The sequence below is a fragment of the Microtetraspora malaysiensis genome, from assembly GCF_050947145.1.
GTDB lineage: Bacteria > Actinomycetota > Actinomycetes > Streptosporangiales > Streptosporangiaceae > Microtetraspora_A > Microtetraspora_A malaysiensis.
The window spans coordinates 223,313-249,236 of the sequence record NZ_CP191998.1 but is presented as its reverse complement, the minus strand read 5'-3'; the positions used below and the strand labels follow the sequence as shown (position 1 = coordinate 249,236).

Annotated in this window: 21 protein-coding genes; 14 read left to right on the top strand and 7 right to left on the bottom strand. The window is 72.3% G+C overall.

What is annotated here, in order from left to right:
• The first annotated feature begins 13 nt into the window (after positions 1-13).
• Genes hpnC through hpnH form a run of 7 tightly spaced genes read left to right on the top strand, consistent with a single transcriptional unit; the run spans position 14 to position 8,456 of the window.
• Positions 14-874 (top strand): squalene synthase HpnC, encoded by an 861-nt coding sequence (gene hpnC / locus ACQP1V_RS01275; protein WP_433417968.1) that lies wholly within the window; start codon positions 14-16, stop codon positions 872-874.
• Complete coding sequence (locus tag ACQP1V_RS01270; RefSeq protein ID WP_387417341.1) at positions 861-1,730, top strand: phytoene/squalene synthase family protein; 870 nt, start codon at positions 861-863, stop codon at positions 1,728-1,730. The genes hpnC and ACQP1V_RS01270 overlap by 14 nt, the downstream gene beginning before the upstream one ends.
• A complete protein-coding gene (gene hpnE / locus ACQP1V_RS01265; RefSeq protein ID WP_433417964.1) occupies positions 1,727-3,070 on the top strand; it encodes a hydroxysqualene dehydroxylase HpnE in 1,344 nt (447 codons plus the stop codon). The genes ACQP1V_RS01270 and hpnE overlap by 4 nt, the downstream gene beginning before the upstream one ends.
• Complete coding sequence (locus tag ACQP1V_RS01260; protein ID WP_433417961.1) at positions 3,067-4,074, top strand: polyprenyl synthetase family protein; 1,008 nt, start codon at positions 3,067-3,069, stop codon at positions 4,072-4,074. The genes hpnE and ACQP1V_RS01260 overlap by 4 nt, the downstream gene beginning before the upstream one ends.
• A gap of 1 nt (position 4,075) precedes the next feature.
• Positions 4,076-5,950 (top strand): squalene--hopene cyclase, encoded by a 1,875-nt coding sequence (shc, locus tag ACQP1V_RS01255; RefSeq protein ID WP_433417958.1) that lies wholly within the window; start codon positions 4,076-4,078, stop codon positions 5,948-5,950.
• The gene (gene ispH / locus ACQP1V_RS01250) at positions 5,947-7,455 is read left to right on the top strand and encodes a 4-hydroxy-3-methylbut-2-enyl diphosphate reductase (protein ID WP_433417955.1); all 1,509 of its coding nucleotides are present in this window, start codon (positions 5,947-5,949) and stop codon (positions 7,453-7,455) included. Before shc ends, ispH begins: the two co-directional genes overlap by 4 nt.
• A complete protein-coding gene (gene hpnH / locus ACQP1V_RS01245; RefSeq protein ID WP_433417952.1) occupies positions 7,452-8,456 on the top strand; it encodes an adenosyl-hopene transferase HpnH in 1,005 nt (334 codons plus the stop codon). Before ispH ends, hpnH begins: the two co-directional genes overlap by 4 nt.
• Here the strand turns inward: hpnH and ACQP1V_RS01240 are convergent.
• Positions 8,422-9,189, bottom strand: coding sequence for an SDR family NAD(P)-dependent oxidoreductase (locus ACQP1V_RS01240; RefSeq protein WP_433417949.1), 768 nt, complete (start codon positions 9,187-9,189; stop codon positions 8,422-8,424). The two genes, hpnH and ACQP1V_RS01240, sit on opposite strands and share 35 nt — an antisense overlap.
• Before the next feature lie 144 nt (positions 9,190-9,333).
• Here ACQP1V_RS01240 and ACQP1V_RS01235 point away from each other — a divergent pair, with 144 nt between their 5' ends.
• From ACQP1V_RS01235 to mads6, 3 genes are all read left to right on the top strand, one after another.
• Positions 9,334-10,131: a polysaccharide deacetylase family protein gene (locus ACQP1V_RS01235; RefSeq protein WP_084259409.1), complete on the top strand. Its 798-nt coding sequence runs from the start codon at positions 9,334-9,336 to the stop codon at positions 10,129-10,131.
• A gap of 42 nt (positions 10,132-10,173) precedes the next feature.
• Complete coding sequence (locus ACQP1V_RS01230; RefSeq protein WP_433417945.1) at positions 10,174-10,809, top strand: uridine kinase; 636 nt, start codon at positions 10,174-10,176, stop codon at positions 10,807-10,809.
• A 97-nt stretch (positions 10,810-10,906) separates the two neighbouring features.
• Positions 10,907-12,334 (top strand): methylation-associated defense system protein kinase MAD6, encoded by a 1,428-nt coding sequence (gene mads6 / locus ACQP1V_RS01225; protein WP_067138716.1) that lies wholly within the window; start codon positions 10,907-10,909, stop codon positions 12,332-12,334.
• Between the two features lie 63 nt (positions 12,335-12,397).
• Here mads6 and ACQP1V_RS01220 read toward each other — a convergent pair whose 3' ends face one another.
• Together ACQP1V_RS01220 and ACQP1V_RS01215 are read right to left on the bottom strand one after the other, a co-directional pair.
• The gene (locus ACQP1V_RS01220) at positions 12,398-14,782 is read right to left on the bottom strand and encodes a DUF222 domain-containing protein (protein ID WP_433417942.1); all 2,385 of its coding nucleotides are present in this window, start codon (positions 14,780-14,782) and stop codon (positions 12,398-12,400) included.
• Between the two features lie 849 nt (positions 14,783-15,631).
• Complete coding sequence (locus ACQP1V_RS01215; RefSeq protein ID WP_067138505.1) at positions 15,632-16,471, bottom strand: universal stress protein; 840 nt, start codon at positions 16,469-16,471, stop codon at positions 15,632-15,634.
• Between the two features lie 270 nt (positions 16,472-16,741).
• Here ACQP1V_RS01215 and ACQP1V_RS01210 point away from each other — a divergent pair, with 270 nt between their 5' ends.
• Positions 16,742-17,944: an acetate/propionate family kinase gene (locus ACQP1V_RS01210; RefSeq protein ID WP_433417939.1), complete on the top strand. Its 1,203-nt coding sequence runs from the start codon at positions 16,742-16,744 to the stop codon at positions 17,942-17,944.
• 10 nt (positions 17,945-17,954) lie between these two features.
• Here ACQP1V_RS01210 and ACQP1V_RS01205 read toward each other — a convergent pair whose 3' ends face one another.
• The gene (locus ACQP1V_RS01205; RefSeq protein WP_433425732.1) at positions 17,955-20,396 is read right to left on the bottom strand and encodes a phosphoketolase family protein; all 2,442 of its coding nucleotides are present in this window, start codon (positions 20,394-20,396) and stop codon (positions 17,955-17,957) included.
• Here ACQP1V_RS01205 and ACQP1V_RS01200 point away from each other — a divergent pair.
• A complete protein-coding gene (locus ACQP1V_RS01200; protein WP_433417936.1) occupies positions 20,395-20,799 on the top strand; it encodes a pyridoxamine 5'-phosphate oxidase family protein in 405 nt (134 codons plus the stop codon). The two genes, ACQP1V_RS01205 and ACQP1V_RS01200, sit on opposite strands and share 2 nt — an antisense overlap.
• A gap of 9 nt (positions 20,800-20,808) precedes the next feature.
• Here ACQP1V_RS01200 and ACQP1V_RS01195 read toward each other — a convergent pair whose 3' ends face one another.
• Both ACQP1V_RS01195 and ACQP1V_RS01190 read right to left on the bottom strand, forming a co-directional pair.
• On the bottom strand, positions 20,809-22,458 hold the full coding sequence (locus tag ACQP1V_RS01195) for a GAF domain-containing protein (RefSeq protein WP_433417933.1): 1,650 nt from the start codon (positions 22,456-22,458) through the stop codon (positions 20,809-20,811).
• Between the two features lie 127 nt (positions 22,459-22,585).
• Entirely contained in the window at positions 22,586-23,146 is a 561-nt protein-coding gene (locus tag ACQP1V_RS01190) for a hypothetical protein (RefSeq protein WP_433417930.1), read from the bottom strand.
• A gap of 229 nt (positions 23,147-23,375) precedes the next feature.
• Between ACQP1V_RS01190 and ACQP1V_RS01185 the strand changes: the two genes are divergently transcribed.
• On the top strand, positions 23,376-23,813 hold the full coding sequence (locus ACQP1V_RS01185; RefSeq protein WP_387417711.1) for a pyridoxamine 5'-phosphate oxidase family protein: 438 nt from the start codon (positions 23,376-23,378) through the stop codon (positions 23,811-23,813).
• Between the two features lie 84 nt (positions 23,814-23,897).
• Positions 23,898-25,079: a zinc-dependent alcohol dehydrogenase gene (locus ACQP1V_RS01180; protein WP_433417927.1), complete on the top strand. Its 1,182-nt coding sequence runs from the start codon at positions 23,898-23,900 to the stop codon at positions 25,077-25,079.
• Here the strand turns inward: ACQP1V_RS01180 and ACQP1V_RS01175 are convergent.
• Complete coding sequence (locus tag ACQP1V_RS01175) at positions 25,057-25,869, bottom strand: glycerophosphodiester phosphodiesterase (protein WP_433417924.1); 813 nt, start codon at positions 25,867-25,869, stop codon at positions 25,057-25,059. The two genes, ACQP1V_RS01180 and ACQP1V_RS01175, sit on opposite strands and share 23 nt — an antisense overlap.
• Between the last annotated feature and the right edge of the window lie 55 nt (positions 25,870-25,924).

The following is a 25,924-nucleotide window of genomic DNA, read 5'->3' as shown; positions in this document are numbered from 1 at the left end:
ACAGCCTCAATTTATGTCATCGGGGGGAGACGACGCACGAGACGTCGCACTCAAAGCGCGCCGGGAAAACTTCCCGGTCGCTTCCCGGCTGCTGCCGCGCGGCTATCGCCGTCACCTCCTCGCGGTGTACGGCTTCGCGCGCTTCGTCGACGACATCGGTGACGAGCCCGGGAACGGCGATCCGCTGCGCCTGCTCGACACCGTGGAGTCCGACCTGCACCGCCTCTACACCGGGCACACCCCCTACCTGCCCGCCGTACGGGAACTGGAGGGGACGGTCGCGGCCTGCTCCGTCCCCGCGGCGCCGTTCCACCGGCTCGTCGAGGCGAACCGGCGCGACCAGACCGTCACCCGGTACGCCACATTCGAGGAGCTACTCGACTACTGCGAGCTGTCCGCGAACCCGGTCGGCCACATCGTGCTGCACGTGTTCGGCCTGGCCGCCCCCGACCGGCTCGACCTCTCCGACCGGGTCTGCACGGCGCTGCAGATCATCGAGCACTGCCAGGACCTCGGCGAGGACTACGCGCGAGGCCGGATCTACCTGCCCAAGGAGGACCTCCAGCGGTTCGGCTGCACGGAGGCCGACCTCGCCCGGGCGAGCACGCCCGGGCGGCTGCGCAACGTGGTGGCGTTGCAGGCCGACCGGGCCGAGCGGCTGCTCCACGAGGGCGACCCCCTGGTCGCCTCGGTGGGCGGGATGGCCCGCCTCGCCATCTCGGGCTACATCGCCGGGGGCCACGCCACGATCGCCGCGCTGCGCCAGGCCGGCTACGACGTCCTCGGCCGCGCCGTACGGCCCCGTGGTATCCGCCTCGCCGCGGGGTGGCTGCGCATCCTGGCGAGAAGGGGGTCGGGCCGTGGGCGTCCCTGAGGCGTACCAGCACTGCGAACAGATCATGCGAAGGAACGCGCGCAACTTCTCCTACGGCCTCCGGCTGCTGCCCGCGCCCAAGCGCCGCGCGCTGAGCGCGGTCTACGCGTTCGCCCGCCGGATCGACGACATCGCCGACGGCCACGGACCGGCGGGCGCGCGACTGGCCCGGCTGAACGCGGCCAGGGAGGCGCTGGACGGCCCGCCGGGCCCGCGCGCGGACGGGAACGAGGATCTCGTACTGGTCGCGCTGCACGACGCCGCACGGCGCTACCCGCTGCCGCTCGCCGCGTTCGGCGAGCTGATCGACGGGTGCGCCGCCGACGTGCGCGGCACGACGTACGCGCGCTTCGACGAGCTGCTCGCCTACTGCCGGTGCGTCGCCGGGTCGATCGGGCGGCTCTCGCTCGGCGTCTTCGGCGCCGACGACCCGGAGGCGGCGACGCCGCTCGCCGACGCGCTCGGCGTCGCGCTCCAGATCACCAACATCCTCAGGGACGTGCGCGAGGACCGGCTGGCCGGGCGCGTCTACCTGCCGATCGAGGACCTGGAACGGTTCGGCTGCACGCTGGAGCTCGACGGCGCCGGCCGGTTCACCGACCCGCCGCACCGGCTGGTCACGCTCATCCGGTACGAGGCCGTACGCGCCCGCGAGTGGTTCGCGGATGGAATGCGCCTGCTGCCCGTGCTGGACGCCCGCAGCGCGGCCTGCACGGCGGCCATGGCCGGGATCTACCGGTGCCTGCTCGACCGCATCGCGGCCGACCCGACCATGGCGCTGACCGCGCGGTTATCGCTGCCGCCCTGGGCGAAGGCCATGGTGGCGGCGCGCGCGCTCGCGGGGGCGGGCCGATGACGCGGGACCCGGTCGTGATCGTCGGGGGTGGCCTGGCCGGCATCGCCGCCGCCGTCGCGCTCGGCGAAGCCGGCCTCCCCGTGACGCTGTACGAGGCCCGGCCGAGGCTCGGCGGCGCGACACACTCGTTCACCCGCAACGGCCTCGCGGTGGACAACGGGCAGCACGTGTTCCTGCGTTGCTGCACCGCCTACCGGGGACTGCTCGACCGGCTCGGCGGCACGTCCCAGGTGGACGTGCAGGCCCGGTTCGACGTGCGGGTGCTCACCCCGGACGGGCGGTCGGCGCGGCTGCGGCGCTCCGCCCTGCCGGGGCCGTTCCACCTCATGCCGGCGCTGGCGCGGTACCCGCTGCTCGACCCGGCCGACCGGCTGCGCGCCATGCGGGGCTCGCTCGCCCTGCGGCGGCTCGACCCGGCCGACCCCGCGCTCGACGAGGTGGACCTCGCGACGTGGCTGGCCGCGCACGGGCAGAGCGACGCGGCGCGCCGCGCGCTGTGGGAGCTGTTCGCGGTGGCCGCGCTGAACGTGGGCGCCGGGGACGCCGCGCTCGGGCCGGCGGCGATGGTGTTCCGCACCGCGCTGTTCGGCCGGTCGGACGCCGCCGACATCGGCGTGCCGGCCGTGCCGCTCGGCGAGCTGCACGGCACGGCCGCACGGGCCGCCATCACCCGGCTCGGCGGCGCCGTACTGACCTCGTCGAAGGTCACCGCGATCGAGCCGGGGCCGGTCGTCGTGGTGAACGATGCCCGGGTGCGGGCGTCGGCGGTCGTCGTCGCCACGCCGCACGAGCAGGCCGCCGGGCTCGTCCCGCCGGACGCGGCGCCGGACCGGGCCCGCTGGAGCGGACTGTCGGCCAGTCCGATCGTCAACGTCCACGTCGTGTACGACCGCCGGGTGACCGGCCTGCCGTTCGCGGCGGTGGTGGACTCGCCGGTGCAGTGGGTGTTCGACAAGACGCGGGTCGCCGGGCTGCGCGACGGCCAGTACCTCGCGGTCTCCGTCTCGGCCGCGGACCGCTGGATCGACACGCCGACCGCGCGGGCGCGCGCGGTGTTCGTCCCCGCGCTGGAACGGCTCTTCCCCGGCGCGCGGCGAGCCCGGATCACGGACTTCTTCGTCACCAGAGAGCGTCGCGCCACCTTCCGCCAGGGGCCCGGCAGCGGCGCGCTCCGCCCCGAGGCCGCCACCCGGTGGCCCGGGCTGTTCCTCGCCGGCGCGTGGACCGACACGGGCTGGCCCGACACGATGGAGGCGGCCGTGCGCAGCGGACTCAACGCGGCCAGATTGGCCAGACGTCATCTGGACGCGGGGACTCTCACCACGGGGGCGGCCCGGTGAGCGCGGTCATCCCGCCGACGGTCGCGGCCGCCCGCGGGCTGGTGGAGCCCGTGCTGCGCGCGGCCGCGAACCGGCTCGACCCGATCACCCGGCGCGTCGCCGCCTACCACCTCGGCTGGGCCGACGCGGAGGGCCGGCCCGTCACCCCCGGGGGCAAGGCGCTGCGGCCGGCGCTCGCCGTGCTGTCTGCGCGGGCGGCGGGCCCGCAGGAGGCGCTGGCGGCGGCCGCGGCGGTCGAGTTCGTCCACGCGTTCTCGCTGCTCCACGACGACATCATGGACGGGGACCGGACGCGGCGGCACCGCCCGGCCGCGTGGACCGTCTTCGGTCAGTCGGCCGCGATCCTCGCCGGTGACGCGCTGCTGTCGCTCGCCGGGGAGCTGCTGCTGGAGGACGGCTGCCCGGGGCGGGTCCCCGCGGCCCGCGGCCTGGCCGCGGCCACCCGGCGGCTGATCGCCGGGCAGGCGCTGGACCTGGCGTTCGAACGGCGCTCCGACGTGAGCCTCGACGAGTGTCGCCTGATGTCCACGCAGAAGACCGGCGCGCTGCTGGCCTGCGCCTGCTCGATCGGCGCCATGGCGGTGGACGGCCCGGAGCCGCTGGTGGCCGCCCTGGCCGCGTTCGGCGCCGAAGCGGGACTCGCCTTCCAGCTCGCCGACGACCTGCTCGGCATCTGGGGCAGCCCGTCCGCGACCGGGAAGCCGGTCCTGTCCGACTTGCGGGCCCGCAAGAAGTCGCTGCCGATCGTCGCCGCGCTCACCAGCGGCACCCGCGCGGGCGATCGGCTCGCCGCCCTGATGGCGGGCCCCGAGCCCCTCTCGGAGACCGAGCTACGTGACGCCGCCGCGCTGGTGGAGGAGGCGGGCGGACGGTCCTGGGCCGAGACCGAGGCCAAGCACCGCCTCGACGCCGCCGAACGCCACCTCGCCGACGCCGACATGCCCTCGGCCGTACGCGCCGAGTTCCTCGACATCGCCCATTTCCTGACGTCCCGAGGACATTGACATGACCACAGTCGCCGCACCCAGCTCCGCCTCGCTCGCCCTCGACGCCGCCTGCGACCACCTGCTCGGCCTCCAGGCCCCCGAGGGGTGGTGGAAGGCCGAGCTGCAGACCAACGTGACCATGGACGCCGAGGACCTGCTGCTGCGCCAGTTCCTCGGCGTGCGCACAGAGGAGGACACGGCGGAGGCGGCGCGCTGGATCCGCTCGCAGCAGCGCGACGACGGCACCTGGGCCAACTTCCACGACGGCCCCGGCGACCTGTCCACCACGATCGAGGCGTACACGGCGCTGCGGCTGGCCGGCGACCCGGTCGACGCGGCGCACATGCGGGCGGCGGCCGGGTTCGTACGTGACTCGGGCGGCATCGAGGCGTCCCGGGTCTTCACCCGCATCTGGCTGGCGCTGTTCGGCCAGTGGTCGTGGCACGACCTTCCGGTCCTCCCACCCGAAATGATCTTCCTGCCGCCCTGGTTCCCGTTGAACGTCTACGACTTCGCGTGCTGGGCGCGGCAGACGATCGTGCCGCTCACCGTCGTCAGCGCCCGCCGCCCGTCGCGGCCGCTGCCGTTCGGGCTGGCCGAGCTGCGCACCGGACGGCCCGCCCCGCGCGAGCCGCGCACCGGCTGGGACGGCGTCTTCCACGCGCTCGACCGCGTGCTGCACCAGTACGAGCGGTTCCCGATCCCGGGGGTGCGCCGCGCGGCCGAGCGGCGGGCGGTCGAGTGGATCGTGACGCGGCAGGAACTGGACGGCTCCTGGGGCGGCATCCAGCCCCCATGGGTGTACTCGCTGATCGCCCTCGACCTGTACGGCTACCGCCTGGACCACCCGGTGATGCGCAAGGGCCTCGAAGGCCTGGACCGGTTCACGATCAGGGACGAGCAGGGGCGCAGGCTGGAGGCATGCCAGTCCCCGGTGTGGGACACCGTCCTCGCCGTCAACGCGCTGCTCGACGCGGGCATGCCGGGCGACCACCCCGCCCTCGTCAACGCGGCCGACTGGGTGCTCCGCGAGGAGATCACGGGGCCGGGCGACTGGAGCGTACGGCGGCCGTCGCTCGCGCCGGGCGGCTGGGCGTTCGAGTTCGACAACGACATCTATCCCGACATCGACGACACCGCCGAGGTGATCCTGGCCCTGCGGCGGGTGAAGCACCCGGACGTCCGCCCCGCCATCGACCGCGCCCTGCGCTGGGTGAACGGCATGGCCTCGCGGGACGGCGGCTTCGGCGCCTTCGACGCGGACAACACGCGCGAGCTGTGCACCCGGCTGCCGTTCTGCGACTTCGGCGCGGTCATCGACCCGCCGTCCGCCGACGTCACCGCGCACGTCGTCGAGGCCCTCGCCGTGGAGGAGCCCGCCTCCGACGTCGTACGGCGGGCCGTGGTCTGGTTGCTGCGCCACCAGGAGGCCGACGGGTCGTGGTTCGGCCGCTGGGGCGCCAACCACGTGTACGGCACCGGCGCGGTGGTGCCCGCGCTCGTCGCGGCCGGGGTGCGGCCCGGCGCCGCGTGCGTGCGGCGCGCGGTCTCCTGGCTGGAGGCGCACCAGAACGACGACGGCGGCTGGGGCGAGGACATGCGCTCCTACCGCGACCCGGCGTGGATCGGCCGGGGCAAGTCCACGCCCTCGCAGACCGCGTGGGCGCTCCTCGCCCTGCTCGCCGCCGGGGAGATCCGCTCGCCGGCGGTGGAGCGCGGTGTGGCCTGGCTGGTGGGCAGCCAGCGCCCGGACGGCGGCTGGGACGAGCCGTACTTCACCGGCACCGGCTTCCCCGGCGACTTCTTCATCAACTACCACCTTTACCGGCTCGTCTTCCCCGTCAGCGCGCTGGGGCGGTATGTCCGGGCCGGCGACGAGGGGGCCTCGCCATGACCGGGCCCGCGGCGGACGCCGTCGTCTGCACGGCCCTCGGCGTCGAGGCACGAGCCGTACGCGAGGGCCTGCCCGACGACGGCGGGAGCGTGCAGGTGATCAGGACCGGGATGGGCCCGGGACCGGCCGGGCGCGCCGAGAACCGGCTGCGCGGCGCGGGCGTGCTCGTCGTGACCGGCTTCGGCGGCGCGCTCGACGACGGCCTGCGGCCCGGCGACGTGGTGGTGGCCAGCGAGATCCGGTTCGACGGCCGGACGCTGCCCTGCCCGTCCGCGCCGCTCCTCGCGGGGGAGCTGGCCCGCGCCGGGCTCAACGTACGCACCGGGCCGCTGGCCACCTCCGACCACATCGTGACCGGAGCGGAGCGCCACCGGCTCTCGGAGGAGGGCGCGCTCGCCGTCGACATGGAGTCGGGGCCGATCGCGGCCGCCGCCGGGGGCCGGCCCTTCGCGGCGGTGCGCGTCATCGTGGACACCCCCGCCGTGCCGCTGCTGCGCCCGGCCACCATCCGCGGCGGCGTGCTGGCCTTCCGCACGCTGCGGCGGGTCGCCCCGGTGCTGGCGCGCTGGGCGGCCGCGTGCGGACCGCGCCGCGCGCTGCTCGCCGCGCCGCGCTCCTTCTGCGCCGGGGTCGAGCGGGCCATCGAGATCGTCGAGCGCGCCCTCGACCAGTACGGCCCCCCGGTCTACGTGCGCAAGCAGATCGTGCACAACCTGCACGTCGTACGCGATCTGGAGGCGCGCGGGGCCGTCTTCGTGGACGAGCTGGACGAGGTGCCCGAGGGGGCCGTCACGGTCTTCTCCGCCCACGGCGTGGCCCCCGGCGTACGCGACGAGGCGGCGGCGCGCGGGCTGCGGGTGATCGACGCGACCTGCCCGCTGGTGACGAAGGTGCACGCCGAGGCGCGCAGGTTCGCCGCGCGCGGCGACCTGGTGGCGCTGATCGGGCACGCCGGGCACGAGGAGGTCGAGGGGACGATGGGCGAGATCCCCGGCTCCGTCGTGCTGGTCGAGGACGTCGCCGACGTGGCGCGGCTGCCCGAGGGCCGCCGGGTCTCCTACCTGACGCAGACCACCCTCGCCGTGGACGAGGCCGCGGACATCGCCGCCGCGATCCGGCGGCGGTTCCCGGACGCCGAGGGCCCGCAGAAGGACGACATCTGCTACGCCACGACGAACCGGCAGCACGCCGTACGCGACGTGGCCGAGGGGTCCGACCTGGTGCTCGTCGTCGGCTCGGCCAACTCGTCCAACTCCCGGCGGCTGGCCGAGGTGGCCGGCCGGGCCGCCCCCGCGTACCTGGTCGACGGCCCCGGCGACATCGCCCTGGACTGGCTCGCGGGGGCCCGCACGGTCGGGCTGACCGCCGGCGCGTCCGCCCCGCCCGCCCTCGTGGACGCGGTCGTGGCCGCGCTGGGCGGGCTCGGCCCGGTGACCGTCGAGGAGCGCCGGGTGGCCGAGGAGACCATCCGGTTCACGCTGCCCAAGGAGGTGCGTACGAGATGACGATGCCGGTCCGCCAGGCCCTCCGCATCGGCGGCTACATCCTCGGTCAGAGGCTGCGCGGGCGGACGAAGTTCCCGCTCCTCGTGGAGCTGGAGCCGCTGTTCGCCTGCAACCTGAAATGCGCGGGATGCGGCAAGATCCAGCACCCCGCCGACGTGCTCAAACGCCGGATGCCGGTCGAGCAGGCCGTCGCCGCCGTCGAGGAGTGCGGCGCGCCGATGGTGTCGATCGCGGGCGGGGAGCCTCTCATGCACCCCCAGATCGCCGACATGGTGCAGCGCCTCGTCGCCCGGAAGATCTACGTCTTCCTCTGCACCAACGCGCTGCTGATCCCGAAGAAGATCGACCAGTTCGAGCCGTCGCCGTACTTCGCCTGGACAGTCCACATCGACGGGCTGCGCGAGCGGCACGACGCGTCGGTGTGCAAGGAGGGCGTGTTCGACGAGGCGGTGGCCGCCGTGCGCGAGTGCCGGCGGCGCGGGTTCCGGGTCACCACGAACACCACGTTCTTCAACACCGACAGCCCGCAGACGGTCATCGACGTGCTCAACTACCTCAACGACGACCTCCAGGTCGACCAGATGATGCTCTCGCCCGGGTACGCGTACGAGAAGGCCCCGGACCAGGAGCACTTCCTCGGCGTCCAGGAGACCAGGGAGCTGTTCCGCAAGGCGTTCTCCGGTGGGAACCGGCGGCGGTGGCGGTTCAACCACACGCCCCTGTTCCTCGATTTCCTCGAAGGAACGGTGGACTTCCCGTGCACGGCGTGGGCCATCCCGTCGTACTCGCTGTTCGGCTGGCAGCGCCCCTGCTACCTGATGTCCGACGGGTACGCGGCGACCTACCAGGAACTGGTCGAGGAGACCGACTGGGAGGCCTACGGCCGGGGCCGCGACCCGCGCTGCGCGAACTGCATGGCGCACTGCGGGTACGAGCCGACCGCCGTCTTCGCCACGCTCTCCTCGCTCAAGGAGTCGCTCCGCGCCGTACGCGGCGGCTGACCGGCCGCCCGAACGCCCTGGCGAGCGCGCGGAACGGCCCGGGGGCCGCGCCGCGCAGCCGGACGGGCAGCCGCAGCCAGCCCGGCGCGTACGACTCGGGACGGCCGCGCTCGACCGCGGCCACGATGGCTCGGGCGACCCGCTCCGGCGGGATCGGCGCGGGCCGGCGGCGGGCGTAGGCGGCGCCCCTCCGCGCGAAGAAGGGCGTGTCCACCACGCCCGGCAGGACGACCGAGACGCCGATCCCGGGCACCTCGTACCGCAGGCTCTCGGCGAAGGCGATCAGCGCGGCCTTGGTGGCCGCGTAGACGGCCTCGTCGCGGACGCCGACCGCCCCGGCGATCGACGACACGAAGACCAGGTGACCCCGGCCGCGCTCGACCATGCCGGGGAGCAGCGATCGGGTCAGCGCGATCTGGGCGGTCAGGTTGGTCGCGACCAGTTCCTCGGCGACGCCGTCCGGCATGGTCACCAGCGGCCCCGCCCATCCCCGGCCCGCGTTGCCGACCATGACGTCCACCGGACCCGCGCGCCCGGCGAGGTCCGCGACGCCGGCGGTGAGGTCGCCCGCGACGGCCAGCCCGCCGGTCTCCGCGGCGACCGCGTCGAGCCGCTCCCGGTCGCGGCCGGCCAGCACGAGACGGGCGCCCGCCGCGGCCATCACCCGCGCGGTGGCTGCCCCGATGCCCGACGACGCCCCGGTGATCAGCACGCGAGCACCCGCCAGTCTCATCGTCCGCCCCCTTTCGTCTCCGAAGTCGTTCCCCACCTCTTTCGCGGTTATCTCCCGGGAACGATCCACGGCACGCTCCCGAGAAGTGAGACGGTCTTGGTTCTGAGCTGACCTCACATCGGAAAAGACGACAATATGGATGAAATGGGGAGACGTCGGGCCATCTACCTGGCGGTTCTGGTCGCCGTCGAGGGGGCGCTGGCGGCCTGTGCTGACACATCGGCGCAGGGCACCCGGCCCGCCGCGGACGCGACCGGCCGGAAGCCCAGGGCCCGCAAACCGAATTCGCCCAGTCCGTCGCCGAGCCCTTCGCCGGTTTTCTCACCGGTCGCCGTTCCGTCCCGGAAGCCCATCCATCAGATCAAGGAAATCAACCCGGCGGCCCCGCCGAACTCGATCGCCCTGACGATCGACGACGGACCCGACCCCGAGTGGACACCGAAGGTCCTCGACCTCCTCGCGCGGCACCACGTGGTCGCCACCTTCTGCCTGGTCGGCGACGCCATCCGCGAGCACCCCGAACTCGCCAAACGGATCGCCGCCGCGGGCCACGCCATCTGCAACCACACGATGAGCCACCCGCAGCCCTTCGCCGGGCTGTCGTCCGAGCGGATGATCGCCGAGGTCACCGGCGCCCACCGCGAAATCTGGAAGACCACCGGCGTCACCTCACGACTGTTCCGCTCGCCCGGAGGGGACTGGTCGCCCGCCGTGCTCGCAACCGTCGCCGAGAACGGCATGCAGCCGCTCGACTGGGACATCGACCCGCGCGACTGGGCCCGTCCCGGCACCGGCGCGATCGAGGCCGAACTGCTGCACGCCAAACCGGGCAGCATCCTGCTGTCCCACGACGGGGGCGGAGACCGTTCCCAGACGCTGAGCGCCCTCACCACCGTTATCCCCGTGCTCCAAAGCCGGGGACTCACCTTCGTCACCCTGTGACCACGTGATGCGTCGACGCGGGCGGGACTTACGGTGGACGGTGTGCGCGCACGCCCCGTCTCCCTTCCGCTGCTCGTCGAGGAGATCGCCGACCGGATCGCCGCGGCCCCGAACGAGTCCTGGGTACGCGTCGCCGTCGACGGGGCGCCCGCGGCCGACCCCGGACGGCTGGCCGACGACCTCGTGGCGCCCCTCCGCCTGCGGGGACGCGAGGTACTGCGGGTCTCGGCGGCAGACTTCCTCCGGCCCGCCTCGCTCCGCCTGGAGTTCGGCCGCACCGACCCCGACGCGTTCTACACCGACTGGCTGGACGCCGGAGCACTGGTCCGCGAGGTCCTCGGGCCGCTCGCGCCCGGCGGGACCGGCCGGGTGCTGCCCACCCTGTGGGACAGCGCGCGCGACCGGGCGACCCGCGCCGCCTACGTCACCCTGCCGCCCGGCGCCGTGCTGCTGCTCGACGGGACCCTGCTGCTCGGCCGCGGCCTGCCGTTCGACCTGGCCGTCCACCTCGCGCTTTCCGAGGCGGCGCTCGCTCGACGCACCCTCGCTGAACACATTTGGCGACTGTCCGCTTACACTCGGTATGAGCACGAGATCAGACCGTCGTACGTCGCCGACATCGTCGTCCGCGTGGACGACCCGCGGCACCCGGCAGTGGTCACCGATACCGGATCATGAAGGCTGGATCATGAAGTCTGGATACGGCCTGGCGCGTGAGCACCGGTATCCAGAAGGATGATCTCCGGGAATGCGGTGAGAAAGGCGGCACAGGGAGATGGCTCAGATCGTCGGTGGCGGAAGCCCCGTCAATGACGCGGAGCGACGGGTCATCGCCCACCTCAGGGACAACGCCCCGGACGATTGGCTCCTGCTCCACAACATCGAGGTGCCACGCGGCGCCGACCTGTTCGAGGTCGACGTGATCGTGATCACCGGCCACTCGCTGTGCGTGATCGACGTGAAGGGCGCGCGGGGCCGCTTCGAGGTCTCCGGCACACGCTGGTTCCCGCAACGGGGCGGCGAGGCGTTCGGCTCCCCCGTCGCCAAGCTCCGCGGCACGGCCCGCGCGCTCAAGGGCGTCCTCCTCGACATCCACCGCGGGCTCGACCGCGTCTACGTCGACAGCGTCGTGGTGCTGACCGCCCCCGACGCCGTGCTCGTCGACTCCAGCGGCCGCGATGCCCGATACGTCACCAACCTGCCCGGCCTCGTCGGGATGCTGGGCGACGTCTCCCGCGTGCGCCAAGGGTGCAGCCCGGACGTCACGCCGTACCGCACCGCGCTCATCGAAGCGCTGAACGGCACCGTGCGCCGCTCGACCGCGCCGCCCAGGTTCGGCAACTGGAAGGTCGAGGAGCAGCTCGGCGGCGACAACCGGGTCACCGAATACCGCGCCGTCAACGCCACCGCCCCGGCCAGCGAAACCGTCCTGCTGCGGGTCTACCAGGCGGACCCGCTGGCCGACCGCGACCAGCGGGTCGCCGAACAGCGCCGGATCGCCAACGCCTACCAGGCCCTCGCCAAGATCCCCGCACATCCGTGCGTCGCCCGCTCGCGCGACTTCTTCGCCATCGACGACGAGAGCCGGTTCGTGCTCGTCCTCGACGACGTCCACGGCCAGGCCCTGCACCTGCGCCTCGCCGGGCGGATGCCGCCCACCGCCGCCCGCCTCGACATGGTGGACGACATCCTGAGCGGCCTGACGCACGTCCACGCCAACCAGGTCATCCACCGCGCGCTCAGCCCCGCCTGCGTGCTCGTCACCGAGAGCGGGCAGGCGGTGCTCACCGGCTTCGACTACGCCAAGCCGGGGCCGCGCAAACACACCGTCGCCAACGAGCTGCCCAACGTCCTCGACACGCACTACGTCGCGCCCGAGTGCCGGCTCAGGCCCGATCGGATGACCCCCGCCTCCGACGTGTACGCGGCCGGGGTCATCGCCTTCCAGATCCTCACCGGGCAGCTCCCCACCCCCGGCACCGACATCGAGGCCGCCGCCGCAGGCGTCGCCCCCGAGATCATGGACCTGCTGCGCCGGATGCGCGACGAAACGCCCGGCAAGCGCCCCGAGGCGGCCGAGGCCCTCGCCACACTGCGGCAGGCACGCGACACCCGCGTCGCGCCCGGGCACCCCGCGCCGCGCACCCAGCCCCTGCTCCTCGACCGCCTACGCGGCGCCCTCCGCCGCTTCACTCGGGACTGAGCCTCGCGCACCTCGCCCAACCCGGCATACCGGCCCCCGCCGGACGTGGCGGCACGCCATATTTCAGACGGGCGGGATGTCCTCGGCCGGGTCAGCCGGCGGACCGGCACGAACAGTGACCTCCTGTGCCGTGTCCGGTTTGGCGAGGGGTTCCTCCCACCGGGCGGGTTCATATCGGTAGGCCGGTGCGTAGGGCAGTTCGTCGACGGCGGGGTCGGTGATGCTGCCCGCGCCGTACCCGGAATCGGCGGGCCTGAGGTGGGCCCAGCCTGCCGGGGCGAACGGCTCGGGCAGCGGTTCGATGACGGGCGGCGGCTGGGCCGGGTAGCGGTGACCCGTCCGGCTGATCCACGTCACATGACCAGGCCCCGTCCGCACGACCTGCCAGCCGTTGTCACGCAGGTCATGGTCATGCGCGCACGCGGCGGCCAGGTTCCCCTCGCTCGTGGAACCACCCGCAGCGTAGGGGCGGGTGTGGTCCAGCTCCGACCGGGTCGCCGGGGCACGGCAGCCCGGATGCGTACATACCCTGTCCCTGACCTGGATGTGCCGCCGCAGGCCCGCTCTGGGGAACCGCCGCCGCCCATCCCCGCTGTCGCTCGCACCGTCATGCGGGGCCGCCTCCTGCGGGACAGCCCCGGCAGGTGCGGAATATGCACCGCCGCTGCTCCGGACACCATCAGCCCCACCAGCACCAGCGCCTCGACCGGCATCAGCGCCATCGCCCGCACCCTCGCCGGGGGCGTGGTCCGGGCCGGCGGCCTCGTACTGGCCGACGGCATCGGCGACCACACCGGCCCAGCCGCCCAACGCGTGTAGATCGGCATGCAACGCGCGCAGCAGAGACAGCGGGAACTGCAGCTCAACGATCCCGCGACCGCGTACCGACGCCGCTCGCACATCTCGCTCCGCTTCCCCGGCAACCCCCAGCTTCTGGGCAACCCCTGTCTGGCGGGGCCAGCCTCCGGGACGACGCCGGGTAACCCCGGCGAACAACAGGTGCCCGTCCTCATCGCACACGGCGAACCGCCACTCGCCGCCGATCTGGCGCTTGGCGACGATACGAGCGAGATGAGCGTGAATGGGCCCCCATCCGGCCAATTCGGCGGGCAGGTCGTCCAGATGCATCAGCGTGGACGCCCGCACCCGCAGTTCACCGGCCGCATACCCGAGGGGCGCGCTCTGACTGCCATCAGACGCTGCCGGCACCTTCCCACCCCCTCGGGCTTCGGCCCTCCCACCAGCGTCGGCCCTCCCGTCGGTTCCGGCTCTCGCCTTAGCCTGGGTGTCCGCGCCGGTCCGTGTTCGTGTCCGGCCCCCGGCCCGCACCTTGCCGAACGCGCCGTTGCCAGCCCCCACCGACGCGGCAGCAGCCGGGGAAGCCGCGTCGGATGAGAAGGGGTCGCAGCCGCCCTGGCCCTCCCGCGCCTGCGGTTGGGACGTGACCTGCGGTTGGGACGTGGCCTGCGGTTGGGACGTGTCGGCGGGTGCGCTGGTGTCATCAGGAGTGCTGGCGTGGCCGGTCTCGCCGCCATCGAGAGGACCGGAATCCTCAGGGTCCCCGGTGGAGGGGTCTTCGGTCGAGGGGTCGTCAGAAAGCTGGTCGTCGTAGTCCTCTTCCTCACCCGCCTTCCTGCGGGCGGCGGCGGCGAACAAGACGGCGATCACGCCGTCGTCGTCCAGGCCGGACATGCTGCCGTCCAGCAGGCCGAGGAACACATCCGCGCGGATGTGGTCGATCGGGGCGTGCAGGCCCGTCCTCTTGGCCCGTATCGCGATGGCGTCCACGCGGGCGATCGCGGCGGCGGCCTGGTCCACCGGCAGTTGCTGGCCGGTGATGGTGGCCGAGCCGTCGGCGTGGCGCACTCCGACGACCCGCCGCTGGTGGACCGCCCGCTCATAACGGCGGCGGGCCCGGCCGGGATCGGCGGCGATGAGCAGCTTCTTGATCTTCTCGCGTAGTTCGCTGGTGGTCCACCGGCCTGCGTTGGGGAGCAGGTGCCCTGCGACGGCGCGGGCGAGTTCGATGGGGATGTCTTCGAGCCAGTCGCAGAACACCACCGCCCGTGTTTTGTCGATCGTCCCGGCTTCCAGGGCGTCTCGGACCATGGGGAGGCGGACTTTGAGGTCGTAGGCGAGCCCGTATTCACGCTCGGCCGCGCGGCGGGTGAGCCGCAACGCGGCCCGGATTTCGTCGGGTGAATTCTTGTCCGGCTCGGGCATTTTCTCCATGCCGCTGGCGGAAATCTCATAGAGGCCGACTTCGGCCATCACGGTGACTTTCCGGGCCTGCACGTGCGCTTCGAGGCGGGCATAGGCCTGCAGGACGATGACGGCGTCGAAGCCGTCCAGGAGGGTGATGTCGATCCCGGCCAGGACGGCGGCCAGCTCCGCGCCGGGGGCAAGGTGCTCCAGGCCGGGCGGGATCGGCTGCCGTTGTTTGGTCACAGGGTGACGGTAACCATCGGCACCGACAAAAACGCCTTCCCCGTAAGCCCGCATGAATGGGCTGGGAAGCATCTTCCTGGAGTCACAGTTCCCGCTCCGGAAAACGCCGCAGAGTTCCGCCTACGCACCTAACTCGGCGATCGGTAGATGGGTCAATAAAGGCCCATTTGGGGAATCTGTGGATTTGGTTCGATAAGTCAGCTTTCCCGAACCAGCGACCCCGGGATGTCGACGTAGGTCGGTGCGGCGGGAGAGCGGGACAGGGTGCATGGCGGCGGAAGCAGGTGCGCCGGGAAGCGGGACAGGGTGCATGGCGGTGAGAAGTGGGTGCGGCGGGAAAGCGGAGCGGAGTGCGGGTGAGACCTCCGGCGCGCGTAAGACTGTGCCCTGTACCACCGCGCCCGCGACGGCCGCGCCAGCGGCATCACCAGAGGCCCGCTATCACGGCGCGCCGGAGGGCCCGCCCGCCGCAGCGCAGCGGCGTTCCCGGCAGCGCCGGACCATGAGCGGGTTTCCCAGGTTGCGGTGAGAAGAAGGCCGAGGACGAGGCGATGCGCCTACGGCGAGGAGCCGGGGCGGCGGTGAGCGGAGCGGAGTGCGGGTGGCTGCTCCGGCGCGCGTAGGACCGTGCCATGTACCACCGCGCCCGAAGCCGCGAAGCGGCATCACCAGAGACCAGCTATCACGGCGCGCCGGAGCAGCCGCCCGCCGCAGCGCAGCGGTACTCATCGACGGCGAGGACCCGGACGCTCCCCCACGACCGCCGTGACCCACACCGGAACAACCAGCCACCGCAGCGCAGCGGTACTCATCGACGGCGAGGATCCGGAACGCTTTCCACTCGTGCCGTCACCGGACGACGGCGACCGGGCAGCGGGCGTGGTGCAGGACGCCGCGGCTCACCGAGCCGAGCACGGCGGCGCCGATCGTGCCGCGGCCGCGGGAGCCGACGACGACGAGGTCGGCCTTCTCCGAGGCGTCCACCAGGGCGGCGACGGGGTGCCCGCGCACGATGTCCAGCGTGACCTCGACGTCGGGGAACCGTTCCCGCAGGTCTCCGAGCTTTTCGTTGGCGGCCTGGCGGAAGGCGTGCTGGATCTCGTCCACGTCGTAGACGACCTCGGGTCCGAGGATGTGCACCGGGAGCTCCCACGCGCTGATCGCGCGCAGCCGGGTGCCACGCAGGTTGGCTTCCTCGAAGGCGTAGGCGAGAGCCGGGTCGCACTCCTCCGACTCGCTCACGCCGACCACGACCTCGCCGTGCGCCGTCGCGGGGGCGGGCCGTACGACGACGACCGGGGTGTGGACGTGCCCGGCGACGTGGGTGCTGACCGAGCCGAGCAGCATTCCGGCGAAGCCGCCCCGGCCGCGGCTGCCCACCACGAGTTCGGACGAGTGCTCGGCCTCCTGCCGCAGTACGGGGGCCGGGACGCCGTAGACCAGTTCGGTGGTCACCTCGACGGCGGGCTGCCGAGCCCGTACGGCCTGGCGGGCGTCGCGGAGGATCCGCTCGCCGGACTCAACGATGGACTCCTGCACGCCGGGGATCGGATAGCGCGGGATCTCGTACGGCAGGCGGTCGACGACGTGGAGCACGCGCAGCGGGAGCTTCTTGCGTGCCGCGTCGTCGGCGGCCCACTCCACGGCGGCGGTGGCGGCGGGGGAGCCGTCGGTGGCAGCGATGATCATGGTGTCCTCCTCGTTCGTCCCCGGCATATCCATGAGACGACCGCGGCGGAGCGGATTCCAGAGCCGCTGGTCCTCATGGGACGGGACCTTCCGCCTTCCCCCTAACGGCAACGCAAAGTCCGGAAATTTTCCCCAAAAGCATGCGCGCTCCCCCCGCGGGAAGGAGGGTGATCACGGCAGGTTCCGCCGATCTGGAGGCATCCCGTGGCTGTGGACGGAAGCGGGGACACAGGTGTGGAAAACCCTGTGGACACCTCTGTGGAAGACGCTGTGGAAACTGTGGACAACTGCGTCCTGGTCCTCAACACCGGCTCGTCGTCGATCAAATACGAGCTGATCGACACGGAGTCCGGGGGCCGGCTCGCCGTCGGCCTGATCGAGCGGATCGGCGACGGGCGGGGCACGCTCACCCACACTGTGGCCGGGGCGGAGCCGTACGAGCTGCGCCGCGCCTTCCCCGACCACGAGTCAGGGCTGCGGGCGGCGCTGGACGCGTTCGCCCAGGCCGGCCCGGATCTGGGCCGGATCCCGCTGCGGGCGGTCGGGCACCGGGTGGTCCACGGCGCCGACCGGTTCACGGAGCCGGTCCTGGTGGACGACGACGTGATCGCCACCATCGAGGAGCTGGCAAAATTCGCGCCGCTGCACAACCCGGCCAACCTGGACGGGATCCGGGTGGCGCGGGCGGCGTTCCCCGGCGTCCCGCAGGTCGCCGTGTTCGACACCGCGTTCCACCGGACACTGCCCCCGCACGCCTACACGTACGCGGTCCCGCGCGCCTGGACCGAGGAGCTGGGCGTGCGGCGGTACGGCTTCCACGGCACGTCATGCGCGTACGTCTCCCGGCTGGCGGCCGAGCTGCTGGACCGCCCCCTTGAGGAGACGAACATGATCGTGCTCCACCTCGGCAACGGCGCGAGCGCGACCGCGATCAGCGGCGGACGCAGCGTGGACACCTCGATGGGCCTGACGCCGCTGGAGGGGCTGGTCATGGGCACTCGTTCCGGTGACGTGGACCCTTCGCTGCCCTCCTTCCTGTACGGCACGGCCGGCCTGGGCGTGGCCGAGAGCCACGAGGCGCTGATGCGGGCCGGGGGGATGCTGGCGCTGGCCGGGGCGAGCGACATGCGCGAGGTCTGGGCGAAGGCCGACGCCGGCGACGAGGACGCCCGGCTGGCGCTCGACGTGTACTGCCATCGGATACGCAAGTACGTGGGGGCGTACTACGCGGTGCTCGGGCGCCTCGACGCGGTCGTGTTCACCGCCGGGGTGGGCGAGCACGACGCGCGGACCAGGGCCCGTTCCATGAGCGGGCTGGAACGGCTCGGCATCGCCGTCGATCCGGCCCGCAACCAGGGCGGCGAGGGCGCGCGGATCATCTCGCCGCCCGGCTCCGGCGTCGCGGTGACGGTGGTCCCGACCGACGAGGAGTGGGAGATCGCGTCCCTGGCCCTGCGCCTGCTCGGCGGCTGACCCGGACCGCTCAGTACGGCCAGACCCAGTTGCGGATCATCGGCGCGTCCTCGCCGTACTCCCGGGTGTAGACGCGGCAGCGCAGCCGCTCGTCGAGCATCCGCTGGCGCAGGTGGGCGGTGCGGGCGCCGAGTCCGGGGACCCGGTCGATCACGTCGAGGACGAGGTGGAACCGGTCGATGTCGTTGAGCATCGCCATGTCGAAGGGCGTGGTCGTGGTGCCCTCCTCCTTGTATCCGCGTACGTGCAGGTGGTCGTGGCCCGCCCTCTTGTAGGTGAGCCGGTGGATCAGCCACGGGTAGCCGTGGAAGTTGAAGATCACCGGCCGGTCGGTGGTGAACAGCGTGTCGTACTCGGCGTCCGACATGCCGTGCGGGTGCTCGCCCGGCGGCTGCAGGCGCATCAGGTCCACGACGTTGACCACCCGGACCCGCAGCTCGGGCAGGTGTTCGCGGAGCATCGCGGCGGCGGCCAGGGTCTCCATGGTGGGCACGTCGCCGGCGCAGGCGAGGACCACGTCGGGCTCCACGCCCGCGTCGTTGGAGGCCCACTCGATGATGCCGAGGCCCCGGGTGCAGTGCGCCACCGCCTCCGGCATCGTGAACAGGTCGAGCGTCGGTTGCTTGCCGGCGATCACGACGTTCACGTAGTTACGTGACCGCAGGCAGTGGTCCCCGACCGAGAGCAGCGTGTTGGCGTCCGGCGGCAGGTAGACGCGCACGACCGAGGCCTTCTTGTTCATGACCACGTCCAGGAACCCGGGGTCCTGGTGGCTGAAGCCGTTGTGGTCCTGCCGCCATACGTGCGAGGACAGCAGGTAGTTGAGCGACGCCACCGGACGCCGCCATGAGATCCTGCGCGCTGACTCCAGCCACTTGGCGTGCTGGTTGAACATCGCGTCCACGATGTGGATGAACGCCTCGTAGCAGTTGAACAGGCCGTGCCGCCCGGTCAGCAGGTACCCCTCCAGCCAGCCCTGGCACAGGTGCTCCGACAGCACCTCCATCACCCGGCCGTCGGGCGCGAGGTGCTCGTCGGTGGGCAGCCGCTCGGCGTCCCACGCCCGGTCGGTGACCTCGAACACCGCCTGCAGCCGGTTGGACGCGGTCTCGTCCGGGCCCATCAGCCGGAAGTCGCGCGGGTTGGCGGCGATCACGTCCCGGAGGAACGTGCCGAAGATCCGCGTGGGCTCGCTGGTGGCGGTGGCCGGCGATTTCACCTCGACCCCGTAGTCGCGGAAGTCCGGCAGCACCAGCGGGCGCAGCAGCTCGCCGCCGTTGGCGTGCGGGTTCGCGCTCATCCGGCGCGGCCCGTACGGCACGCCCGAGGTGACCTCGGGCACCGGACGCCCGTCGGCGTCGAACAGTTCCTCCGGCCGATAGGAGTGCATCCACTTCGCCAAGGTGGCCAGCCGCTCAGGGTGGTCCCGCACGTCGGTCAGCGGCACCTGGTGGGCCCGCCAGGTGCCCTCCACGGGCAGGCCGTCCACCTCGCGCGGGCCGGTCCAGCCCTTCGGCGTACGCAGGATGATCATCGGCAGCCGGTCGCCCGACCCCGCCTTGATCTCGGCGATCCGGTCGAAGATCTCGTCCAGGGTGTCGGCCATCAGGCGGTGCATGATCGCGGGGTCGTCCCCGGAGACGATGTACGGGCGGTAGCCGTACCCCTCCATGAGCTTGATCAGCTCACTCTCCGGGATCCGGGCGAGGACCGTCGGGTTGGCGATCTTGTAGCCGTTCAGGTGGAGGATCGGCAGCACGATCCCGTCCTGGGCCGGGTCGAGGAACTTGTTCGAGTGCCAGCTCGCGGCCAGCGGCCCGGTCTCCGCCTCGCCGTCGCCGATGACGCACGCCACGACCAGGTCGGGGTTGTCGAACGCCGCGCCGTACGCGTGCGCGAGGGCGTAGCCCAGCTCGCCGCCCTCGTGGATCGACCCGGGCGTCTCGGGCGCGACGTGGCTCGGGATGCCGCCGGGGAAGGAGAACTGCCGGAACAGCCGGCGCATGCCCTCGGCGTCCTGCGACACCGAGGGGTACACCTCGCTGTACGTGCCTTCCAGCCAGGCGTGCGCGACGGCGGCGGGCCCGCCGTGGCCGGGGCCGACGATGTAGATCATGTCCTGGTCGCGCCGCCGGATGATCCGGTTGAGGTGCGCGAAGCAGAAGTTCAGCCCGGGGGTGGTCCCCCAGTGGCCGAGCAGCCGGGGTTTGACGTCGGCGGGGGACAGCGGCTCCTTGAGCAGCGGGTTGTCGAGCAGGTAGATCTGCCCGACGGACAGGTAGTTCGCGGCACGCCAGAATGCGTCGATCTGCGCGATTTCATCCATGACCACGCCTGTACCCGGGAGCGGGGGCTTGATGGGCCCGAACGCCCCCGAACGAGCCGAACGCCGGGACACCCGGGACCTTCGTCCCTGCGGGCGGGCAGGGGGCGTGGGCGACTCTGGAGGCATGAACATCGACATGGCCGGGCTCCAGGACCTTTCGCGGGCGGAATGCCTCTCCCTGCTGTCCTCGACGCCGATCGGCCGCGTCGTGTTCACCGAGCGCGCGCTGCCGGCCGTACAGGTCGTCAATTACGTGCTGGACGGGGAGGACGTGGTGTTCCGCACCGCCGCGGGCTCGCGCCTGTCGGAGGCCGCGCGCGGCGCGATCGTCGCCTTCGAGGCGGACCACTTCGACGAGACGAGCCGCACCGGCTGGTCGGTGACCGCCGTCGGCCCGGCGCGCATCGTCGAGGAGCCCGGCGAGGTCGTACGACTGGCCCGGCTGCCGCTGGTCCCGTGGGCGCCCGGCCACCACGACCAGCTCGTCGCCGTCCGCGCGGAGCTGGTCACCGGACGTCGGCTGCACTGAGGGGCCGGTTCAGGCGAGCGGGACCCGCCAGGACAGGCAGGTGCCCCGCGGCTCGCGCCGCTGCACCTCGAACGTGCCGCCGAGGAGCTCGGCCCGGTCGGCGAGGTTGCGCAGGCCGCTGCGCCGCCCCTCCTCCGGCACGCCGACGCCGTTGTCCGCGACTTCGAGCACGAGGATCTCCTCGCGGGCGTCCACCGTCACGGTCACCTCGGTCGCGTGCGCGTGCCGTACGACGTTGGACAGTGCCTCGCGCAGGACGGCGAGCGCGTGGTCGGCGATCTTGGGGGTGACGAGGGTGTCCACCGCCCCTTCGAGGAGGACGCCCGGCATGAAGCCGAGGTGGCCGCGCGCCGACTCCACCAGGTCCATGAACTGGCCGCGCACGGTGGCGGCCTTGTCCTCCCGCGGCGTGTGCAGCGCGAAGATGGTGGAGCGGATCTGCCTGATCGTGGCGTCGAGCTCGTCCACGACGTGCTGGACGCGCCCGGTGACCTCCGGCTTCTCCACCAGCCTGACGACGCTCATCAGCGTCATCGCCGCCGCGAACAGCCGCTGGATCACCACGTCGTGCAGGTCCTTGGCGATGCGGTCGCGGTCTTCAAGCAGGCCGAGGCGCTCGGCATCCTTCCTGGCCTCGGCCAGTTCCAGCGCGACGGCGGCCTGGCCGGCGAGCGCCTGGACCATCCGCAGGTCTGCGGAGCTGAACGGCAGGCGCCCGGTGCGCTTGCCGAGGCCGAGAACGCCGCGGACGAGCCGCCCCTTGCCGAGGGGGACGGACAGCGCGGGGCCGGCCTTGGGCGCGCCCGCCGGGACGTCCGGGCAGGCCCTGATGTCGGCGATCTGCGGCTCGGCCGTGCGCAGCACCCGGCCGGCCACCGTGTCGCCCGCGGGCAGCTCGACGCCGAGCAGCTCCTCCGCGTCGAGCCCCTCGGCGATCTCGACGCGCAGCGTGTCCGGGGCGACGCCGAAGGAGATCGTCACCACGTCCGCGCCGGTCATCTCCCGGGTGCGCCGGGCCAGGGTCACCAGCACGTCGTGCGGGTCGGCCCCGGACAGCAGGCTCGTGGTCACCTCGGAGGAGACCTCCAGCCACGCCTCCCTGCGCCGGGTCTCCTCGTACAGCCGGGCGTTCTCGATGGCGACGCCGGCGGCGGTGGCGAGCGCGGTGACGATCGCCTCGTCCTCCTCGTCGAACTCACCGTTGCGCTTCTCGGTCAGGTAGAGGTTGCCGAAGATCTCGTCGCGTACGCGGATGGGGACGCCCAGGAAGGAGCGCATCGGCGGGTGCCCGGCCGGGAAGCCGTACGAGTCGGGGTGGTCGGCGATGTCGCGCAGCCGGAGCGACTGCGGCTCCTTGATCAGCAGGCCGAGGAGGCCGAGCCCGTGCGGCCAGTGCTCGATCCTGGCGATCTCCTCCTCGGTCAGACCGACCGGGACGAACTGGACCAGCGTCCTCTCCTCGCCGATCACGCCGAGCGCGCCGTACGAGGCGTTGACCAGGGCGGTGGCGGACTCGACGATGCGGTGGAGCACGGTCTCCAGGTCGAGCTCGCTACCGACCGAGACCACGGCCTCCAGCAGCGAGTGGACCCGGTCGCGGGTGGCGAGCACGGCCTCCAGCCGGCTCTGCAGCTCGGCCAGCAGATCGTCCAGCCGCATTCGCGGAAGGAATGATCCTGATTCGGTGTCCGCCATCTCGCACCCTCTCAAAGTGATACCACTCCGGGCATAGCACACCGCCCGCCCTCTTCGCGAGGACGGGCGGCCGAGGGGGACGTAACTTCGGTCACTTCAGGATGGGGAACCGCTGAACGAGCGCGGTGCCGCCCCACCAGCGGCCGATGCCCAGGGTGTCACCGGCGTTCGCCAGGGCGAGCCCGGCGATGACGACCATGTAGATCACGTGCTCGTCGAGGAAGGGGTTGGTCGTGAGGGGCAGCTCGGCCGCCCACATGAGCATGAGGAGCAGACCGCCGCTGATCGCGGCGACGCGGACGCCCGCACCGAGGATCAGCGCGGTGCCGATCCCGGCCAGGCCGATCATGAAGAGCCAGTCGGCCCAGCCCTGCCCGGCGAGCGAGGAGAAGAAGCCGCCGAGCGCGTTCTCGGCCGTCCCCTTGAGGAATCCGGTGGTCGGGCTGCCGCCGTTGATCCACGCCTTGTTCCCGGGGGTGGCGAACCCCAGGCCGAATAGTTTGTCCAGGAAGGCCCAGAGGAATATCCAGCCGATCGCCATGCGGGCGATCCCCCAGACGTACTCCACCGGCCTGCGCGCCGTCATCGCGTGCGCGCCCGGTCCCGGGACCACATCCGCGCCCTGCCGACCGCGCCGCTCCGTGATCGCCATCGTGAGCCCCTTTCCCTTTCGTCTGTGCTGCCTCAAGTGCATCGTGATCTCGGGATCGGCGGCAGTGCCGTACGGCTCGGGCTCGGCGGCCCCGAGGTCCCGGCCCGCAGGGACCTTTGGCCCGGTCGCGACGGCCAGGGAGGAACGGCCCTTCCTCCAGGACTTTGGGCCCTAGCGGAACATGCTGTTACCAATGGCATGGTGGATCACGTGAATCGGGCGATCCGGCATGAATGAACGAGAACTCCGGGAAATCCCCCGGGACGAGTCGCTGCGGCTGCTCGCCTCGGTGGCGATGGGCCGCGTGGTGTTCACGCTGCACGCGCTCCCGGCGATCCGGCCGGTCAACCACATCCTCGACGACGGCGACATCATCATCCGGACCCACCTGGGCGCGGCCATCACGGCCGCCGCCGCCGACAGCGACGGCACCGTGGTCGCGTACGAGGCGGACGCGATCGACCCGCACGACCACCTCGGCTGGAGCGTGATCGTCGTCGGCACCGCCCGCCTGGTCAGGGATCGGGGCGAGATCGAGCGGTACAGCGAGATGCTGCGGCCGTGGGTCTTCGGCAACATGGACCACGTGATCCGGATCCATCCCGAGGTCGTCACGGGATTCCGGCTGACGCCCCTCAACGAGCCGGTGCCGTCCGCGGACCGCTGACGCCAGGGCGACCCTGCGGCGTTTTCTCGCAAAGAACGCCCTTTGTCCAGTTTGGCGGCGAAGGGTGCGGTTAGCGGGGGCCGCATGAAGGCACTCACCTGGCACGGGAAACGCGACGTACGGGTCCAGGAAGTCTCCGACCCGGCGATCAAGGAATCCACCGACGCCGTCATCAGAGTCACCACGACCGGGATCTGCGGCTCCGACCTGCACTTCTACGAGCTGTTCGGGCCCTTCATGATGGAGGGCGACGTCCTCGGCCACGAGCCGATGGGCATCGTCGAAGAGGTCGGCGCCGACATCAGGAACATCAAGCCCGGCGACCGGGTGGTCATCCCGTTCACCATCTCCTGCGGGCACTGCTTCATGTGCGACCGTCAGCTCTACGCGCAGTGCGAGACGACCCAGTGCCGCGACCACGGGATGGGCGCCGCCCTGTTCGGCTACACCAAGCTGTACGGCGAGGTGCCCGGCGGGCAGGCGGAGTACCTACGCGTCCCCCAGGCCCACTTCGGCCCGATCAAGGTGCCCGAGGGTCCTCCCGACGAGCGGTACGTCTACCTCTCCGACGTCCTGCCCACCGCCTGGCAGGCCGTCGAGTGGGCCGACATCCCCGAGGGCGGGACCGTCGCCGTCTTCGGCCTCGGCCCGATCGGCCAGATGTGCTGCCGCATCGCCCGGCACCTCGGCCGCCGGGTCATCGCGGTGGACGGCGTCTCCGAGCGGCTCGCCATGGCGCGCAGGCACGGCGTCGAGACCGTGGACCTGGGCAGCCGCACCGACGTCGCCGAGGCCATCCGCGACATGACCGCGGGCCGCGGCCCCGACTCCGTGATCGACGCCGTCGGCATGGAGGCGCACGGCTCCCCATTCGCCAAGCTCGCCCAGAGCATCACCAGCATGCTGCCCGGCCGGATGGCCGCGCCGCTGATGGAGACGGCGGGCGTCGACCGGCTCTCCGCGCTCCACCACGCGATCGAGACCGTACGGCGCGGCGGCACCGTGTCGATCATCGGCGTCTACGGCGGCATGACCGACCCGATGCCCATGCTGCGCATGTTCGACAAGGGCGTCACGCTGCGGATGGGCCAGACGCACGTCAAGCGCTGGATCGACACGCTGCTGCCGCTGGTCAACGACGACAAGGACCCGTTGGGCGTGATGGACCTCGCCACGCACCGCCTGCCGCTCGACCAGGCGCCGTACGGCTACGAGATCTTCCAGAAGAAGCGCGACGGCGCGATCAAGGTCCTGCTCCATCCGTGATCGTGACCGAGCAGGCGGAGCTCGCCCAGGCCAGGTAGGCGGGCGTCCGGTCGGTCACGACACCGTTCACGCCGTAACCGGCCAGGCGCTGCCAGGTGTCCCGGTCGTCGGCGGTATACGCGTACACGGACAGACCGGCCGCCTGGTAGTCCCGGACCCGCGTCCGCGTCAGGCGCTCGTACCGTACGCCGACGAAGGAGAGCCCCTCGGTGGCCGAGAGGCTGGGCGCGGTGGACGAGAGCAGCCCGCGGGCGGCCGGGATGGTGCTCACCGCCCGCAGCGCGGCGGCGGAGAAGGACATCAGGCTCGCCCACCGGCGCGCGTCCAGAGCGGTGTAGATCTCACGCAGCTCGCGCAGGTCGCGCGCGTCCGGGACCTGTTTGAGCTCCACCAGGACCCGCCCGCCGCGATCCCGGACCAGCCGCAGCGCGTCCGCGAGGGTCGGGAGCCGCTCGCCGTCCGGGGTGCGCAGCGCGCGGAACCGCGCCAGCGTCATGTCCGCGACCCGCCCCGACCCGGTGGTCGTACGGTCCACCGTGGCGTCGTGCATGACCACGGGGTAGTGGTCGCGAGTGAAGTGCACGTCCAGTTCGACCCGGCCGGAGCCCGCGTCCAACGCGTACGCGAAGGCGGAGAGCGTGTTCTCGTCGGCCCCGTACCCCCGATGGGACACCACCTTCGGAGCGGGACAGGACGACGTGGTGGCCAGTTGGGTGTGCCCCGTCCGGGGGTCGAAGATCGTGATCAACAGGAGCGCGCTGCCGAGCGCGTTGGGAAGGCCGACTGCCATACGACCTATGATGCTCACGTTCCGTAGTCGTTAGCTTACAAATCGTTGACATCGG

Bases quoted from the DNA above. Each gene is read 5' to 3' on its own strand.
- ACQP1V_RS01190 (WP_433417930.1), bottom strand. From the start codon at position 23,146: ATGGCGATCACGGAGCGGCGCGGTCGGCAGGGCGCGGATGTGGTCCCG.
- ACQP1V_RS01240 (WP_433417949.1), bottom strand. From the start codon at position 9,189: ATGAGACTGGCGGGTGCTCGCGTGCTGATCACCGGGGCGTCGTCGGGC.
- ACQP1V_RS01205 (WP_433425732.1), bottom strand. From the start codon at position 20,396: ATGCCTCCAGAGTCGCCCACGCCCCCTGCCCGCCCGCAGGGACGAAGG.
- ACQP1V_RS01195 (WP_433417933.1), bottom strand. From the start codon at position 22,458: ATGCGGCTGGACGATCTGCTGGCCGAGCTGCAGAGCCGGCTGGAGGCC.
- ACQP1V_RS01185 (WP_387417711.1), top strand. From the start codon at position 23,376: ATGAATGAACGAGAACTCCGGGAAATCCCCCGGGACGAGTCGCTGCGG.
- ACQP1V_RS01215 (WP_067138505.1), bottom strand. From the start codon at position 16,471: ATGATCATCGCTGCCACCGACGGCTCCCCCGCCGCCACCGCCGCCGTG.
- hpnC (WP_433417968.1), top strand. From the start codon at position 14: ATGTCATCGGGGGGAGACGACGCACGAGACGTCGCACTCAAAGCGCGC.
- ACQP1V_RS01235 (WP_084259409.1), top strand. From the start codon at position 9,334: ATGGGGAGACGTCGGGCCATCTACCTGGCGGTTCTGGTCGCCGTCGAG.
- mads6 (WP_067138716.1), top strand. From the start codon at position 10,907: ATGGCTCAGATCGTCGGTGGCGGAAGCCCCGTCAATGACGCGGAGCGA.
- ACQP1V_RS01180 (WP_433417927.1), top strand. From the start codon at position 23,898: ATGAAGGCACTCACCTGGCACGGGAAACGCGACGTACGGGTCCAGGAA.
- ACQP1V_RS01200 (WP_433417936.1), top strand. From the start codon at position 20,395: ATGAACATCGACATGGCCGGGCTCCAGGACCTTTCGCGGGCGGAATGC.
- hpnH (WP_433417952.1), top strand. From the start codon at position 7,452: ATGACGATGCCGGTCCGCCAGGCCCTCCGCATCGGCGGCTACATCCTC.
- hpnE (WP_433417964.1), top strand. From the start codon at position 1,727: ATGACGCGGGACCCGGTCGTGATCGTCGGGGGTGGCCTGGCCGGCATC.
- ACQP1V_RS01175 (WP_433417924.1), bottom strand. From the start codon at position 25,869: ATGGCAGTCGGCCTTCCCAACGCGCTCGGCAGCGCGCTCCTGTTGATC.
- shc (WP_433417958.1), top strand. From the start codon at position 4,076: ATGACCACAGTCGCCGCACCCAGCTCCGCCTCGCTCGCCCTCGACGCC.
- ispH (WP_433417955.1), top strand. From the start codon at position 5,947: ATGACCGGGCCCGCGGCGGACGCCGTCGTCTGCACGGCCCTCGGCGTC.